Here is a 16,137-nt window from a genome sequence, read left to right on the forward strand (position 1 = left end):
AATAGTTTACACGACGCCATGCGGAGCCCGCGCGCCATACAGGTACTTACCGCACGCTCTCAAGTATCGCGTTGCGCGCGGTAAATGTCTCGCGCGAGCGCGTCAACTTTTGATAACCCGCCATGATGCTGTTCAAAAACACATCGAACATTATGAATCAGACCAAAAATTACTTAATACTGCTTAAGCTATGTACTTGGTAACGTTTTTCCATTAGCCTTCATTTTGCGCCTGGGCGCTTTTAATTTTACCCATTGTGGCCAATCGCACGGCTAGCGCAATGACCGTCCAGGCGCCGCAATGCATTCACAGTGCAACGGCAAGTATCTGTACCAATGACGCCATCCGCATGCCTATTCAAACTTAAACTTAATAAAATTAACCATGGATTTTGATCCTAACCTTGCCTCTATCAGCGCTCAGGTGACTATGTGCGCAATGCAGAGCCAGCAAAACCATCATGCTGCTACAGCCGCACCACCTGGCTCATTACGTCAGGTGGCACCCGAGAACACATGTACGTTGAAAGAGCCGCTGATCTGTACAGCGGAAAATCAAGCCAAAGAACCAGCCAATGGCTCAACAATAGTTAGTAAAAACCGTCCGACAACCTACCGAGATCTGCCGCCCGAAATCATCCAGCAGGTAGCTGACTACCTACCCTTTTATCTTATCGGCGATTTATCGACCGTGGACAGGCGCACATACCACGTGCTGCGAGAACAGCGGCTACGCTATCTTTGCTATGCACGCGCCATGCGCCTAGGAGAAAGAACTTTTAATTTAACATCAGTGCTTCAGTTGTTAGCCGAGATTGAACGCATCCGCGTAAACCCTGCGTTGCGCGCTGAGCCACTCAGAACGCTGGGGTGGCTAATATTAGACTTGCCCGATGCGCAAAAGCCAACGGCGTTCTCACTTATTTTTGAGGCTGCAGACCGCATGCCCCAAAAGCAACGCTTGCAGCTACAAAAAGCGATGATCAAACTTATAAGCGATTGTCCGGCCCCGCAGCGACTCAAAATGTATAATTTTGCGTATGCAATGGCAGAACGACGAGGCAGAGAACAAGACAATACCTGGGCCGAGCTGGCATCGCTGCTAGAATGCCTGCCAATTGACCCCTCGCAGTTTGAAAGCGAATATCGGGTTTTCCTAAACCGGCTTCCTAATTTAGGCACGACCGGACAAGCCGATTTGATTACAAAACTGGCGGAGCTCCTGCTGCGTTTGCACTGGAATGTCAATGAGACGAAAGCTGCCGAATATTATGGAATACTCCAACAATGGGCACAGCGCTTGCCGCCGTCGCACCAAGGTGCGCCGATTGGCGCATTGGCCGAGACAATATGGGTCGTTCCAGATTCTCAAAGGCCGGAGTACTTCTCCAATATGCGTCGCATGACGTTGTCATTGCCGAATCACCAATTGGGTAGCGCGTTGCGCAACCTGCCATGTGCGCTAAAGTATCTACCGTCCGCTTTACATGCGTATGAATTTTCGCTGCTCGAAACCACCATTCAACGCGTGGAGCCTTCGCAGCGTAGTATGGCGGCGTTTGGGTTAATATTAAGTGCAGTGATGCTAAAAGACACCCTACCATTGAAACACATATGGCAACTCGCACTACGCCTACTTGACGGCGGCGATGAAACGGACGTTGTGGACGTGCTTGAAGCAGTGAAAGATATGTGTTTGATGCTAAGATTATCCTCCGAGCAAAAAAGAGATTTTAAAATTGAAATCATGGCTTTTATCGAGCGTAACAAACTTACTCAAAATACCCACACCTCTCTGCTTAGATACATTACCGAGTAGCGTTGTCTTATACTATTTTTCCGACGACCGTCACCAGTGTCTAGCATACGCACGAATGCGGCCATCGGTTTCATCAGTTCTTATTATGGAAAAACTTAAATTATGAACTAACTAAAATTAGGCGACCCTTTGCATTTCATGCAACACCCAATCAACCAAAAACTTAAACGTTAACGCTGTTATGCACACCAGCACCACTGTTTAATATACTCCTTATATTTTCTATACCCCTAAGTCTTTCAACAAACATTTTTATATCACTTCTAAATCTTAGCTCAACCCCTTTATCCAAAACATATTGACCCATCAGCTCATCGACTTGCCTTCTGCAATGGCTCCCGATCAAAATATTCGCCAAATCAATATCAAAACCCTTAGTGTCCAACCAATAAGAAAAAACTTTTAATGACTTGATGTTGATATTATTATTCCCAAGACTAACCCCGTTATCCTTACAACAATTAAAAATAATATCGGAAGTTATTTTGTCTCGTGGACACAACAATTTATCGTAGTTTCCCATCAAAAGAGCTCTTTCTTTTCCGCGCAAAGCATTAATCGACCTTCTAAAGTCGCTTTTAAAGTTTTTTGATATGCTTTGATCAGATTTAAAAAGAACCTCCAGCGCATTATTAAACTCCCTATCACCCTCCGACCTTACAACACTCAACGACTCGTCAAATCCAAATTCCCTTTTTATAAAATCCTTTACTTTTGACAACGTACCACGATATACTAGAGAATCCCGAAATTCATTAAGGATATCAGCATTTTTTTCTTTAGGCGACGACATTTGCAAGCGGAGACTAATGATATTACGCGCGTCACTAGCCAGAGTGGGCGCCGAAGAATTTTCCAAATTCAAACCATCATAGCCCGTCATTTGCGAAAATCGCTTCCCCCTCTCCCACTCAAGCAAATACTTAAATTTGCCAATAGCCCTATCAAGCTTAGATCTATATTTATAATTTATTTTTAAATCAGCATCGTTTTTAAACAAATCAAACGAAGTAGTAGGATTGTAAATATTTGTTCGATCTGTAACCGGCTGACTCCTCAAATAATCAGACAAACTGCCTCCATGCTTCACATTTAGCCAATGAGAAAAATAACGCAAAATGCCCGACAACCGTCCATCCTCGAATGGTTTATGCCTAAATTCCGGGCAAGCTTCCCCTAAAGAGGCAAAGCGGTCTTCTAAGTCGGACAGGATCAACTCGTCCTCTCGTGACAAAATAAAATTCATTTCTGGCACGAAACGAGTATTCGCTACACCAACAACACCTGCAGCCGCGTTAAGACCAGCAAGATATTGCTGGATTGTCGCAGCATTAGAAACTACGCTGGTTCCGGCATGCTCGGCTGTTAGCGGTTGCTGCTGGTTGGACGCTGAAGGCGATCGAAGACGCCGGAACATGTTGCTAAGCGACGACACATTGACGGGTGGACGCTGTAAATACTGATCTTCAACCGTAGCCGGTTCATCACGTCGTGTTGGCCTCGATTGACCTCGAATGGGCGAGCCGCTGCGAGTTCGCACCCGTGTCCATACACTCGTATTATCCGAACGGGTATGGTTTTCAAAATCGAACGGATGCCGAATGTCATCATTCAACGCATCATCTAATTGCGCAAAGTTGACCGGCTCAGTTATAGAGAATTGCTGACGCCTACCTCGCCGAAGCGGGCTACTATTTGCCGGGATCGTCCTTGCCGGATCCGACGACCAAGTCATGACTGCCTCCTGACGAGCCCGACGTGACGAACGGACGCGTGGCTGTCCTTGACGCGATGTGGCGTCGGCGCCCGTTTGCGTTAAGCCGTCCGATTGTTGAAAATTTCTAGTACTGGAGGAATTTGCCAGGGTCCTTATTGTCGGGTCCGACGACCAGGTCATGATCGCCCCCTGAAGAACCCGGGGTGACGAATGAACGCGTGGCTGTCCTTGACGCGATATGGCGTCAGCGCCTGTTTGCGTTACACCGTCCGGTTGTTGAAAATTCGCAGCGTTGGAAGAATGAGCGTGAGAAAAAACGTTGAAGGGATTCATTAAAAAGCGAACAGCGTTGCGGCTGCGTTCTCCGGTGGACAAACCAGAGCATATTTTGCTAAACAACGCCTTTACGAGTACATGCTACTACGAAACGGGTTCATGGCTAACGCACTATCTAGTGTTGCCGCCCTCAACAAAATAATCTAGTCATGCAAATCATATAGGCATCCATATAATAATATGGATGCCTATATACTGGCAGCAAGCTTACACATACCTTGCATGTTTACCTTTACAAGTTAAACATGCTGACTACGCCGTTACATATCACGATGCAGGTGTGTTCGGACACGGCAACTAAACAGCAGGGCTCCGTGATGTGGTCAACGCCAAGCGCTCGTGCACATCATTATGCGCATCGCTGCTGCACTGGCGCAGCAGCTGGAATCTGCCCGGCCTCACTCCAAATTTGTCTTCCGGTCTTGGGTTGTTTCATGCGCTTCGACCGACTGGGCGTCCGGACATTCCATCTGCTGCGCGCCCACCGATGCGTGCGCCGATGGCGGCTGCGCCGACGTCTTGGCTATCCGCGCTTCGTTTGACAAGCATGCCGCGTCGGTCTTCGCCTTCGCGCGTTGTCGTTTGGCACCGCCATGCGGATGCGAGCGCCGTGACGCCAGCCAGCGCGCGCGCGCTGCCTGCGGCGCTGAAACCTCACCGACAGGATTACCTTGCAAATCGACACGCGCAGCATGTTCGACAAGGCAACTCCAGTAACGATTACCCTGACACCACGTCGCGATCGCCTCCTTGATTTGCGCTTCGGTCAGCCCAAGCTCTTTCGCATGCTGCATTGCATCAATATGAATACCGAGTTTGAGCGGCAGCTTCGGTTCGGGTTTTTTAGGAAAAGACTTGGGAAAATGCTTCTGCAAGCGCCAGATCGCTTCCACTACCGGATCGACCGGTTTATTGCTCTGTGCAACGGGCCGCTGCTGGCCGCCCTGCCCGGTTCGTGCCAGCTTTGCATGATAAGCCGCAGATTGTTGCTTGCTCTGCTGCTTGCCTTGTTCGGCATGCTGCGGCCCACCTCGTTCCGTACGCTGCTTCGCCTGCTCAGCACGTTGCTGTTTAGCCTGTGCAGCGAGTTGCTGCTTCAGCGCGGCAAGTTGCTCAAAACCCATGTTGCTTGTTATTTAAAAGGAGTCTGCCCATTGTAGCAGTTCGTCTCTGGACGCAAGAGACTGTCGTCGGTCATGAAGCCGCGTGCGGCGGCTACAGCGTACCCGAATTGACGCTAAATAAACCCTCGCTACGCTTAATCACCGTAGCACCACGCTATCGCGGCACAAGCATGCAGGTTTTACGCGGCCTTCTCCGACGCCTTGTAGCGCTCAAGCCAGTGTGCGTAGGGTGCGGGCAGCGTCCACGCTGGCCGCTCAACACCCAGTTGACGAGCGGCGTAATAGGGCCAATGCGGATCAGCCAGGTGCGCGCGACCGACCATCACGAGATCGAGTTGATCATTGGCAACCACCCGTTGAGCAAGCTCTGGCGTATCGATGCCCCAAGCCGACGCCACCGGCAATCGCGCTTCGCGGCGTACCCGCTCCGCAATCGGTGCTAGAAACGCAGGTCCCCATGGAATACGCGCTTGCGGCGTCGAAAAACCGATTGTCACACTCAACAAATCGAGCCCTTCTTGCTTAAAGCGCTTCGCAAGTTCAATCGACTCGGCAAGGGTTTGCTCATCGCGGCCGTCGTACTCGATTACGCCAAAGCGCGCGGTAAGCGGCAATCGCTCCGGCCATACAGCACGCACCGCTGCCAGCGTCTCTACCAGGAAACGGCCGCGGTTTTCGGCACTGCCTCCATACGCATCATCACGCTGGTTGGAATGCACCGAGAAAAAGCTCTGCGCCAAATAACCGTGCGCAAAGTGCAACTCGAGCCACTCAAAACCCGCGTCGAGCGCACGCTTCGCCGCTGCAGCATAGGCGTATTTCACACGCTCAATCTCGCCTAGCGTCATCGCGCGCGGCACCTTCGGCAGATGTGCACCGAATGGCACAGCCGATGGCGCAATCGTCTGCCAGCCACGCGGATCATCGTTTGCGATGTGATCATCGCCCTCCCATGGGCGATTCGCGCTTGCCTTTCGGCCAGCATGCGCGAGTTGGATACCCGGGATCGCGCCGGCTGCCTTGATCGCCGCCACCGACGGCTCGAATGCCGCGGCCTGCGCATCGGACCACAGACCCGCGCAACCTGGCGTAATACGCCCTTCGGGAGACACCGCGGTCGCTTCCGCAATCACCAAGCTCGCGCCACCCCGAGCGATACCTGCCAGATGCACATGGTGCCAGTCGTTCATGACTCCTTCGTTGGCCATATACTGGCACATCGGCGGTACTGCAATGCGGTTGCGCAAGGTGACGTCTTTCAGCTTGAACGGTTCGAATAACGCGGACATGAAAACTCCTTGATTACGTTAGAAGTGCCGCACCAGGTACGGTATACGATAAAACCAGCCCGATTAGACTGGTCGTCTACAAACTCACTCAAAAAAGCAATGTCCAGCACATGTCGCCACGCCCGGCGCTGTCACTCTGCCGGCAACTGCAGCATGCGACGTGTCATTGTCATCGCCACGTCCAACGCAGTGCCATCGCGCCGAATCTTTTCCAGCAGCGTCGCGCCGAGCCACAACTCGTACAATGTCGCAGCAGTTGGCTGCGGATCAAGCTCCACCTTTAACGAGCCATCATCAATGCCCGCCGCAATGCAAGCTGCGAGCCGCTGCACGATCTGGTCGGTACCTCGCCTGAGTGCGTCACGCATCGCCTCGGATAAGTCGCAGACTTCGGCGCCAAGCTTGACTGCAAGACACCTGCCATACGGGTCATCACTCACTTGCATCGCCTGCCAATCGGCCCAGTAGCGCATCAACCGCTCGGCAGCCGTTCCCAACGTGCGTTCAAAAAGATTATCAACGCGGTCGATATAGTGAATGAAATAAGCATCCAGTAACGCCTCGCCAAATGCCTCTTTTGAATCAAAATAGTGGTAAAACGAACCTTTTGGCACGCCAGCAGCCGCTAGAATCTCGTTCAGACCCACGCCCGAAAAGCCCTTACGAAGCATAATGGGCTTGGCCGTGTCGAGGATATGTTGCCGCACGTCGGCAGCGGTATTTGCACTCATAAACGTAATCGTAGCGTTTAGTAGACCAGTCGTCTAGAAAAGGTTACTTGGCTCCATACTTGCATCGGAGCCTCGTCTGGCGTGTAAGACGGCCCTTTCAGTAATCTGGCAACTCGCGTGCCAAAACGCTGGCTTAATAGCGGTGCCAAGAGATTGGACGTGCTCACGTTGCTGTCCTGGCTCCGCCGTGCACGGCGCATCGGCGGCAACGAGCATGGCCAGGCGGTTGCATTTCCAATTCGCACCGCGGCCGGCCCTGCAGCCACGGTGCATCATGGCTCAGCCGAGGTCAACCGGTATAAAGATTTGTGCGTTGTCGCGCTGCACCAGCAACGCAACGCTGCTACCGGCCCGCGAGAGGCTTGATGCGAGTTGGGCGGGCGTCGTGACCGGCTGGCCGTTCACCGCCAGGATGACGTCGCCAGGCTGCACGCCGGCAGCTGCTGCCGGGCCCGCCACATCCTGCACCAGTAGGCCGTGAGCTTGCACTGCGCGTTGCTCCTGCGGCGTCAATACGCGCACCGCAACACCGAGCCGTCCCTGCGTCGCGCCTTGCGCATCGTTGGACCCGACCTTGTCGTTTGCGAACGCGCCCAGTGTCACATTGACATCCTTCGTGCTCCTGTCCCGCCACACCTGCAGTTTTGCAGTCGTGCCCGGTTGCATCGCGGCGATCTGCGCGGGCAGTTCCGATGAGCTTAACACCGGCGCGCCATTGACCTGCAAGATCACGTCGCCTGCCTTCAGCCCGGCCTTCGCAGCCGGTCCACCGGGCTCGACCGAACTGATCAGCGCACCCTGCGGCTGCTTTAGGCCAAACGAGTTTGCCAGCGCCTGGTTCACACCCTGCACCGACACACCCAACCGCCCACGGCTGACGTGACCGGTCTTCACTAGCTGGTCTTTCACACGGATCGCCTCATCAATCGGGATCGCGAATGACAGGCCCTGGAAGCCACCGGTCTGAGAGTAAATCATCGAGTTGATCCCGATCACATCACCCTGCAGATTGAACAACGGCCCACCTGAATTGCCTGGATTCACCGGCACATCGGTTTGGATAAACTGCGTATAGTTTTCGTCCGGCAGCGCACGTGACTTCGCACTGATGATGCCCGACGTCACGGTGTTGTCAAAACCATACGGCGAGCCGATCGCAACAACCCACTGACCAACTTTGCTTTGCTTTGGATCACCGATCTTCACCACCGGCAGGTTGCTCGCGTCGATCTTGAGCACCGCCACATCGGACTGCTTATCGCTGCCCACCACCTTCGCGCGGAACTCGCGCTTGTCGGTCAGTCGCACGGTCACCACGTTCGCACCGTCGATCACGTGCGCGTTTGTCAGGATATATCCGTCCTTGCTGACGATGAAGCCCGAACCCAGGCTGCTGCTCGGCACCTCCTGCTGCGGGCCGAGGTTGCCGCCGAACCCGTAGAAGCGGCGGAAGAACTGGAAGAACGGATCACTCGGGTCGATTGGCAACGGCAAGCCGCGCTGCGCGGCCTGCCGCACGATATGCTTTGCGCTGATGTTGACGACCGCCGGGCCGTACGTTTCAACCAACCCGGAGAAATCGGGTACGCCGGTCTTTGCGGCGGCTTCGGCCGGCATCATCGGAACGGCATGGGCCGACTGCACAGGCTCAATGTCCTTGCGTCCAGCGAAGTACCCGGCTGATAACGCGGCCGCCACCGCGACGGCAACGGCGCTACGCGACAGGACTTTGGTTTTCATCGATTGCGCTCCTTGTCGGAATGACTGCTATGATGCCTGCCAGAATAGGAGCGGCCGCTTAAATCTGTCTTAAAATCTGTCCCTTCCAAGGTGATTAAACACCACGTGTCGCCTTGATGACACGCGCGGTTAAGAAATACCGTCGTGCCACGCGTCCGGCAACATAGCCTTTCTTTTTGGACACATTCGGTCCCCGCATACTTCAGTTCATGGCAGATTCTAACCGCAGCGGCAATCACGCTCAGCACGTTATACGCGAGTGCCGCCACGCCGAAGGCTAACAGCGCCGCACGCGGCTAACTCGACGAACGAATCTCGCGGCTAAGCACCGATTTGAGCCGGTGAAACAGATCCTCGATGCTCCAGCGTCGCTGGTATAGCCGGGATTGTGGCACGCCATCCTAGGTTTGTAACATTACAATCATGATGCTGACTTTTTCTTTTTCATCAGCCACAGCGGCACTCGTGGGCTTCCATTGCCTGCGCTGCGCCCATGATCCACGCCCTGCTTCTGCTAACTCCGCTTGATGTGCTAACACTGCCCGCCGCGCTTGACGGTCGTGACCGCACCAACCGCTCACTCGGACGCCGACAGCTTGCCACCGATGATGATCTCAATGCGATCCGCGCATAGCCGACACGAAAACTACGTTTGAAGACTACCGCAAGGAACCCAAACAGCCCAATATGACCGGTTGTATTACCGCAACCTTTCGCCACTCCCGCGCACCGTTACGGCATTGCACAATATATCACTAGAGGACCTAGATTGTATTTGCATTCAACGGAGAGCCCTCGTAGTACGTAAAAATTCTTTTCTTGATGGCATTCCTATTCGATCCACATATTTTTGAATAGTTTTCCTGGTTTCATTATTACGAATTTGGCGCACCTCAACGCGACAGAGAGCCCATTGTTTCATTACAGTTATTTTTGGAGATGAACGTGGTACAACTGCATCGCCAAACTCAAATTTTTGACGGTTTGAATAATAGCAAGAAGCTTGCATTTTTCAAGAAATGGCCTATAGTGATTCTCAATTTATTAATTCAACCTCCGATCGCGCAGTTAGGCATGGTGTTTGCGCATAAGCAAAATCATGTTATGAAATAATATACAAGATCTTGATTAGTATGAGATAGGCTAAGGCGATAGGTTGGAGTGCGACAAGCGTTTATGCCAGCGTTGCTGTTACGAGCCAAGGTGCAGCCTAGACGAAACTACACTCAGCTAATCAGCCTTGGTCAACTGTGTGAAACCGCGTTTGGACTCAACATGCATTCTATTTTTCTTGCAAAATCACCCGCTGACTCAGCGTATCAACCGTCGAATACACCTTCGAGCCTTTACGATGCTTTACACCATCTTAGTCAGCGCGTGTTCCTGCCCCCGGCCTTGATCACAGCGTGCCCTCCTACGCGGAGATAATGACGATGGCAAGCTCTCCGCTTACACGCCAAATCATTAACCGCTTAGACTTGGTATCCCTTATATGGTCAAATCTGAAGTTTCCCATACGCTATATCTACGAAACAACGAGAATCCGTATGGCAACCAATACAAGCGCTATCCTAGTTTTTGCAAAGATTGTATTAGTGGTCTTCCGGAAGCTTACCTCGGATTGGTCGAGGCAATTGACCGAAACTGCGATGCTTCTCCACCGCTTATACACACGTCAATCATTGTGCTCACTCCGAGGGCCGCGAATGCACTCGAGCAAATATTTAAGGCATTTTTGAGCCCGGCGTTGACCGTGTCGGGCATGTTACTCGCTTGGTGGCCCAGCGTTGGCCAACGGCCACGCTATGGGGTATTGATTCTTCTTCATCCATGCTATGCGAGGCCTGCGTCGTTAACCATCCGCAGATTTAATCTGCTTTTCGTAAATTCTTTGTTGCACTTGCTGGGCCAGCAGCATGTGCTGCCAATGTTGCTGTCGTATGTGCGATCAGGGGGCAGTTAGCATTACAACTGCCCGATTGCTTCGATGAACCGTGGTACCAGTTGATGCTTAAGGTATTGCGCATCAACGCCTACGATACCACTATCCGGCTCACCAGAACGGACGTACCCTATTTCCGTTCCGGCGCAGGTTTGTTGTGACAACCATGGCTTAACTATGAAGAACCCGACAACACCTGGCATTTGCCATCAGCTTGACGAACCTGATCTCATCACTAAATGGCGACACCTATGGCCACATCCGGACAACCAGAGAGTCATCCGCGAAACACTTGGTGCTCTGCTAGATGACTATTACCATTGGCACGCACGCTGGCAGCCGTCCAGCACGGCGGCATCACCAGCTGATGACTCGCTTGTGCACCGCTCCGTCATCTTGCTGCGTGAATTGTCGCAACGATTGCAAGTGGACTCCATGCCATGGCCTGCATCTGGATACCTGGCGCAGATAAACACAGATGTGTTGCTGCCTGCAGAACTGGCCTATTTTGCCGCAATGCTCTACAACCCCAATAATGTTACGCCGGAAGCCTCGCCGGTGACTACAGCATTGGAGTACGAACTAAGCGATGACTTTTGCAGCCTCTTTGGCTTTGACCCAGAGCACGGCTGGGCGCATCTTACATCCGGCGGCCATGCTGCGAACTATGAGGGGATGTGGATTGCACGTAACTTGAAATGCATTCCATTAGCTATCGCTGAAATGCCGGAGTTGGCCGGATTGTTGGAAGATAACGATCTCGATCGGCTTTGCAATCTTCCGCCGGCCTGCATCGCACAACTGCTTACCCAGGCGGCTGAGCAAGGTCAACTAGATGCCTTGCTGGCGCACGCCCGTACGTTACGCCTTCATCCTTCGCTGGCAGCTGGCCGAATCCTTGTTGCGCATGGCCGCCACTACGCGTGGGACAAGTGTGCAGACCTGCTCGGGCTAACGCTTGAACCTATCGACGTAGATGCGTCAATGCGAATTGACGTCGAGCATTTGCGCCGCCGCCTGTTTGCCCATCTGCAAGCCGCGCATCCTATTGTTGCCGTCGTCGCCACGGTAGGAAGCAGTGGTGAAGGCAGCGTTGACGAGATTCATCGAATCGTGGCGTTGCGTCAAGAATGCGAACAGCGCTTTGGAGCTTCATTCTTTCTCCATGCCGATGCCGCTTCTGGAGGGTACTATCGAAGCTTGCTCCTGTCGCCAACTAAAGGCGACGACACATCCTTCGCTTCCACCATATCAGATCAATCAGCAAAGCTTAAACCCGAAGTAGCGGAGGCGCTGCGCGCACTGAATTGCGTTGACACCGTCACCGTAGACCCGCATAAGTGCGGGTATGTCCCTTATCCCGCCGGATGTCTAGCGATGCGGGAGCGTCGCTTTTCGTGGGTAATAGGCAGTCAGATCAAATATTTTGGGCAAGCACAGTGTGGACATATGGATTTCGGCCCCTATACGCTCGAGGGTACACGTCCAGGAGCGGCTGCGGCGGCAGTATGGACTGCGCATCGGCTGCTCGGCCTAAATCGGGATGGTTATGGCGCGTTGCTAAGTGGAAATTTGTGTACAGCTTCGCGTCTTCATCATGCATTGAATGCCTTGCCGCCTCTTTCAATTGACGGCTATACACACCGGTTTCAGAGTATCTATGGCCCTGACTTGAGCATCATAAATTTCTGTGTGCGTCCTATAGAGCGAGTAGGATCGGTGGAACAGCGCATTACCTTGCTTAGCGAGCGGATAATCGGATCCCCGCAACAGCGACATGCTAGAACGGAAAATATGCCGTGGTTTTCTCGCAACCGGATGGCTTTGCAGCAGATCATGCCAGATGATAACCATTCGACATGCGAGACTACAGTAGTGCGTTGCTGCGTCATGAAGCCGGTTACAAACGGGCAATTTCCGGAGTTTTGGCACAACAACCTCAAAAAGATTTTGGAGCGAGTCAAAGGCAAATAATTTGAGCCGCCTTAGCAAGTTTTTCATCATACCTTTTCCAGCACGTTCTCAAGCGGACATTCGTTGCTGCGTTGGGTGATTGCTCTGACAAATCCGTGTGCGATATCGGCTTTGGCACGGGATTCACCACCAAAATCTTTCTGAACTTTAATATAGCACGTTACGTCGAAATGGGTACAAGTCCTTATTTGATGCTCTTTATGCACGCGACGAATCGCATTTTCAGAGTGTCGGCTATCCATTTACAAACTATCTCTGTTTAGCGTTCGTGACAGGTACGATCGTTGTAATGTACTTGGCGCCTCTTTTGCGTATTTCTATGTATTTTATCCTATCTGGCTTGGAGCACTGTTTATTGCCTACCATTTTCTGGTAATTTTTAAATCATTGACCGATTAGATAGGCGTGACAAGATTTGTCTCTTCATGAGCATGAACACCTGGCTCAAGCCCTTGTGTGGATCGTCGTGGTGACTGACATAGCCGGTGGGCTAAATCTTTGATGCAGCGTCATCAGGCAAACTTCGCAGCAATTGCTTTGACAATAAGACGGCGCGCGGGCTGGTGATCGCGGCGAGTCGCTTGTGTCCACCTACGACAGCGTGCGCGTGCAGACAAGCACCGACCAGCGCCGACTGGTCGACGGGCCCTTTACAAAAACGAAGGAGATGAGGGGTGGATTTTCCCTGTTAAACTGCGATACACGCAAGTAGGCAGTCGGGATCGCCGCTGCCTGTCCGGCTGCCAAATGGTGCACGGTGGAAGTACGCCGGCTGGCTCCCTGCTACGAGTGACGAGCGGCGCTGCCCGCAAGCCACGCGGCCAGCGCTACTTGCCAAGCCGCGCGCGCAGCGCCCGCGCCGTTTCCAGCAGCCCTTCGTAGCCCGAACGCGCATGATCCGGCAGGTCCGGATCACCGACCAGCGCGCCCAGAGTCTCGATCAGACTGTACAGAATACCCTTGGCTGCGCCAGCTGCGATATGGCCCGACAAAAGCTGTGTATCCACATGATTGAGCGCGGCATCCAGATGATCAACATCCGGCCGCTCGCCACGCGCGCCTGGCGACGACGACTGCCCACCGGGGCTCGATTCTTCCCGCATTCCGTTCTCCTGTTCAAGGATCCGATTATCCATCCCGCCTATCGTCCCCTCTTGGAAAGACGTTGGCGCGACGTCGGGACTCCGGCCTGACGCTTAGATCATAACGCTTATTCACGATATCATATTGGCTCGATATACAGAATACGGCAATGCGTCAGCGTTCAGGGAGTTCGAGCAAATCGCTTTTTCACTCGTCGTGATGTTTGGGCGGATCTGTTTCGCCGTGCTCGTCTACGGGTACAGCTCTGGGACGCGGCGCGCGGTCATCGAGGCACGGCCTCGTCCGAGCCCAGTGCCTCGGACAAAAAATCGATGAAGGTGCGCACCTTCGGCGTCATGTACTTGCGGCTCGTGTAGACCGCATACACGCGCGGCGAGAACAGCGCATAGTCTGGCAGCAGCCTGAGCAATGCGCCGTCATGCACCTCATTCGCGACAATCCACTCCGGCAGATACGCCAAGCCTAGCCCCGCCTTGACACATTGCAGCGCCATCGACGTGTCGTTAATTTTGAGCACCGCGCGGTTTCTGATGGTGAACCGCCCACGCGGCCCTGATAACTCAACCCTGTCCAGGTTCGTATAATTGGGCAGCACGATCCGATGCGCCTCGATGTCGAGCGGCTCGCGCGGCATGCGATGCCGGGCCAGATAATCGGGTGCGCCCACTAGCAGGAACGGCACGTCGCACAATGGACGCACGATCAGCGACGGCGACGGCTCGAAGGTAGCGCGCAATGCCATGTCATAGCCTTCCTGCGTTAGGTCGACAAAGCGATTCTCTAGTCTCAGGTCGATCAACACATGGGGAAACCTGTGCTGGTAGGCCACGACCAAGTCCGCGAATCGCCGCGTCGCGAACCAGCCCGGCGCCGAGACTCTCAGCACACCCTGCGGCTGGCTGCTCTGTACGCCGAGCGCCGCTTCGGCGGCCTGCAGAATGTCCAGTGCCTCACAACATTGTTCGTAATACACGCTGCCTGCCTCGGTCAGACTCATCTGACGCGTGGTTCGGTTTAGCAACCGGACATGAAGTTCACGCTCGAGACTAGCGATATGCTTGCTTGTCATCGCAGTCGAGATATTCAAGCGCTCAGCCGCCTTCACAAAGCTGCCCGCTTCGGCGACTTCACGGAACACCCGGATGCTGGTGAGTCTGTCCACGCTGCCCTTCCTATTGATAAGACCGACGCGCGGATGATAGCGGGTTCTGCGCGGCACCGTCGTCGGCTAGCCGAACGGGCGCACGTCACGAGATCACCGTCGCCGATGTGCTGGACGATCCCACGGCTTTCGCCGATGCTACATCGAACGGTAGGGAGCGCGGCGCATTAACCGCACAACTTACGGCTTACAGAGAAGGTTAATGATCGTTGATGTTCGATGACGATTGCGCTGACGCGCACGACAATCCGGCAGCTGCCAGCGCCCGGCCCCTCGGGAAGCCTCGGGAAGGCTTGGATTATCGGGTTCAGGTAGTCATCTACTGGGCGACAATCCATGATGCCACCAGGACACACTTACGACGCACACCGGATCACGCCGAAGCGCTGCCTGAGCCCTCGCGCATGATAGGGAAGGGGTTGTCAGTGGAAAGTGAAACCGCCGTCCACATTAACCGACTGGCCTGTGACGTTCTCCATGGTCGCAAAGAATACGGCGAGCCTGCCCATGTCCTCCGGTGTCTGTGCACGGCCTTGCGGAATCAGCGTCAATTGATGACGCGACCATGATTCCTCCACCGACTCTCCGTCGTTTTTCCATTCGTCGGAAAGCCGGTCCCACATGTCGGTCCGCACGATGCCTGGGCATATCGCGTTGACTGTAATACCCTCGCGGGCGACCTCCTTTGCCAGCGCATTGGTCAACCCAACGACCGCGAATTTCGAAGCACTGTAGTGGGCAAGATTCGGAAAACCTTCCTTGCCCGCAATCGATGCGACATTGATGATACGTCCACGCTGCTTCGACTTCATGTAAGGTAGTGCCGCCTTACAACCAAGGAATGTCCCCTTCGCGTTGACATCCATCACGAAGTCCCAGTCCTTTTCGCTCAACTCGGAGACGGGATGAATATTGAGCACGCCGGCGCAATTCACAACGATGTCGAGTCCGCCGAGTTCGTCGATTGCTTGCGCGATCATGGCATTAACCATGGCAGACTGCGTGACATCCACCTTTCTTGATGTCGCACGACGCCCCAGAGCCCGTAAGGCGGCTATCGTCTCCGCCATGGGTGCGTCGAGCAAATCGGCCACCATCACGTCGGCGCCAGCTCGCGCAAGCTCCAATGCAATACCGCGTCCAATTCCGCGCGCCCCTCCTGTAACCACAGCGACCTGACCCTGCAACGGTTCACTCATC

Annotated in this window: 12 protein-coding genes; 2 read left to right on the plus strand and 10 right to left on the minus strand. The window is 53.7% G+C overall.

The features are described 5' to 3' along the window. Window positions 1-384 precede the first annotated feature (384 nt). The gene (locus RA167_RS14065; RefSeq protein ID WP_076788215.1) at window positions 385-1,818 is read left to right on the plus strand and encodes a hypothetical protein; all 1,434 of its coding nucleotides are present in this window, start codon (window positions 385-387) and stop codon (window positions 1,816-1,818) included. A 163-nt stretch (window positions 1,819-1,981) separates the two neighbouring features. Here RA167_RS14065 and RA167_RS14070 read toward each other — a convergent pair whose 3' ends face one another. The 6 genes from RA167_RS14070 to RA167_RS14095 all read right to left on the minus strand — a co-directional run bounded on the left by RA167_RS14070 (window position 1,982) and on the right by RA167_RS14095 (window position 9,150). Beyond that, a complete protein-coding gene (locus RA167_RS14070; RefSeq protein ID WP_237574397.1) occupies window positions 1,982-3,553 on the minus strand; it encodes a hypothetical protein in 1,572 nt (523 codons plus the stop codon). Window positions 3,554-4,269: 716 nt separating this feature from the next. After that, window positions 4,270-4,995: a ProQ/FinO family protein gene (locus RA167_RS14075; protein ID WP_076788218.1), complete on the minus strand. Its 726-nt coding sequence runs from the start codon at window positions 4,993-4,995 to the stop codon at window positions 4,270-4,272. A 179-nt stretch (window positions 4,996-5,174) separates the two neighbouring features. Beyond that, entirely contained in the window at window positions 5,175-6,284 is a 1,110-nt protein-coding gene (locus RA167_RS14080; protein WP_076788219.1) for an NADH:flavin oxidoreductase/NADH oxidase, read from the minus strand. Window positions 6,285-6,415: 131 nt separating this feature from the next. Further along, window positions 6,416-7,015 carry a TetR/AcrR family transcriptional regulator gene (locus RA167_RS14085; protein ID WP_076788220.1) on the minus strand — a complete coding sequence of 200 codons (600 nt, stop codon included), beginning with the start codon at window positions 7,013-7,015 and terminating at the stop codon, window positions 6,416-6,418. 279 nt (window positions 7,016-7,294) lie between these two features. Beyond that, window positions 7,295-8,755: a DegQ family serine endoprotease gene (locus RA167_RS14090; protein ID WP_076788221.1), complete on the minus strand. Its 1,461-nt coding sequence runs from the start codon at window positions 8,753-8,755 to the stop codon at window positions 7,295-7,297. Window positions 8,756-9,051: 296 nt separating this feature from the next. Beyond that, window positions 9,052-9,150: a transposase gene (locus RA167_RS14095; RefSeq protein ID WP_338877383.1), complete on the minus strand. Its 99-nt coding sequence runs from the start codon at window positions 9,148-9,150 to the stop codon at window positions 9,052-9,054. A 1,724-nt stretch (window positions 9,151-10,874) separates the two neighbouring features. On the opposite strand from RA167_RS14095, the gene RA167_RS14100 reads away from it, so the two are divergent. Beyond that, the gene (locus tag RA167_RS14100) at window positions 10,875-12,671 is read left to right on the plus strand and encodes a pyridoxal phosphate-dependent decarboxylase family protein (RefSeq protein ID WP_076788223.1); all 1,797 of its coding nucleotides are present in this window, start codon (window positions 10,875-10,877) and stop codon (window positions 12,669-12,671) included. 26 nt (window positions 12,672-12,697) lie between these two features. On the opposite strand, the gene RA167_RS14105 is transcribed toward RA167_RS14100, so the two are convergent. The 4 genes from RA167_RS14105 to RA167_RS14130 form a co-directional block, all read right to left on the minus strand. Further along, window positions 12,698-12,913, minus strand: coding sequence for a hypothetical protein (locus RA167_RS14105; RefSeq protein ID WP_139337198.1), 216 nt, complete (start codon window positions 12,911-12,913; stop codon window positions 12,698-12,700). A gap of 585 nt (window positions 12,914-13,498) precedes the next feature. Then, on the minus strand, window positions 13,499-13,774 hold the full coding sequence (locus RA167_RS14120; protein ID WP_076788655.1) for a hypothetical protein: 276 nt from the start codon (window positions 13,772-13,774) through the stop codon (window positions 13,499-13,501). A 263-nt stretch (window positions 13,775-14,037) separates the two neighbouring features. Then, window positions 14,038-14,937, minus strand: a complete 900-nt coding sequence (locus RA167_RS14125) for a LysR family transcriptional regulator (protein WP_076788224.1) — start codon at window positions 14,935-14,937, stop codon at window positions 14,038-14,040. A 422-nt stretch (window positions 14,938-15,359) separates the two neighbouring features. Continuing rightward, the gene (locus RA167_RS14130; protein ID WP_076788225.1) at window positions 15,360-16,136 is read right to left on the minus strand and encodes an SDR family NAD(P)-dependent oxidoreductase; all 777 of its coding nucleotides are present in this window, start codon (window positions 16,134-16,136) and stop codon (window positions 15,360-15,362) included. Window position 16,137: the final 1 nt, after the last annotated feature.

The organism is Mycetohabitans endofungorum, from assembly GCF_037477895.1.
Lineage (GTDB): Bacteria > Pseudomonadota > Gammaproteobacteria > Burkholderiales > Burkholderiaceae > Mycetohabitans.

Coding starts and splice junctions, on each gene's coding strand:
- RA167_RS14065 (WP_076788215.1), top strand. CDS start 385: ATGGATTTTGATCCTAACCTTGCCTCTATCAGCGCTCAGGTGACTATG.
- RA167_RS14070 (WP_237574397.1), bottom strand. CDS start 3,553: ATGACTTGGTCGTCGGATCCGGCAAGGACGATCCCGGCAAATAGTAGC.
- RA167_RS14075 (WP_076788218.1), bottom strand. CDS start 4,995: ATGGGTTTTGAGCAACTTGCCGCGCTGAAGCAGCAACTCGCTGCACAG.
- RA167_RS14080 (WP_076788219.1), bottom strand. CDS start 6,284: ATGTCCGCGTTATTCGAACCGTTCAAGCTGAAAGACGTCACCTTGCGC.
- RA167_RS14085 (WP_076788220.1), bottom strand. CDS start 7,015: ATGAGTGCAAATACCGCTGCCGACGTGCGGCAACATATCCTCGACACG.
- RA167_RS14090 (WP_076788221.1), bottom strand. CDS start 8,755: ATGAAAACCAAAGTCCTGTCGCGTAGCGCCGTTGCCGTCGCGGTGGCG.
- RA167_RS14100 (WP_076788223.1), top strand. CDS start 10,875: ATGAAGAACCCGACAACACCTGGCATTTGCCATCAGCTTGACGAACCT.
- RA167_RS14105 (WP_139337198.1), bottom strand. CDS start 12,913: ATGGATAGCCGACACTCTGAAAATGCGATTCGTCGCGTGCATAAAGAG.
- RA167_RS14120 (WP_076788655.1), bottom strand. CDS start 13,774: ATGCGGGAAGAATCGAGCCCCGGTGGGCAGTCGTCGTCGCCAGGCGCG.
- RA167_RS14130 (WP_076788225.1), bottom strand. CDS start 16,136: ATGAGTGAACCGTTGCAGGGTCAGGTCGCTGTGGTTACAGGAGGGGCG.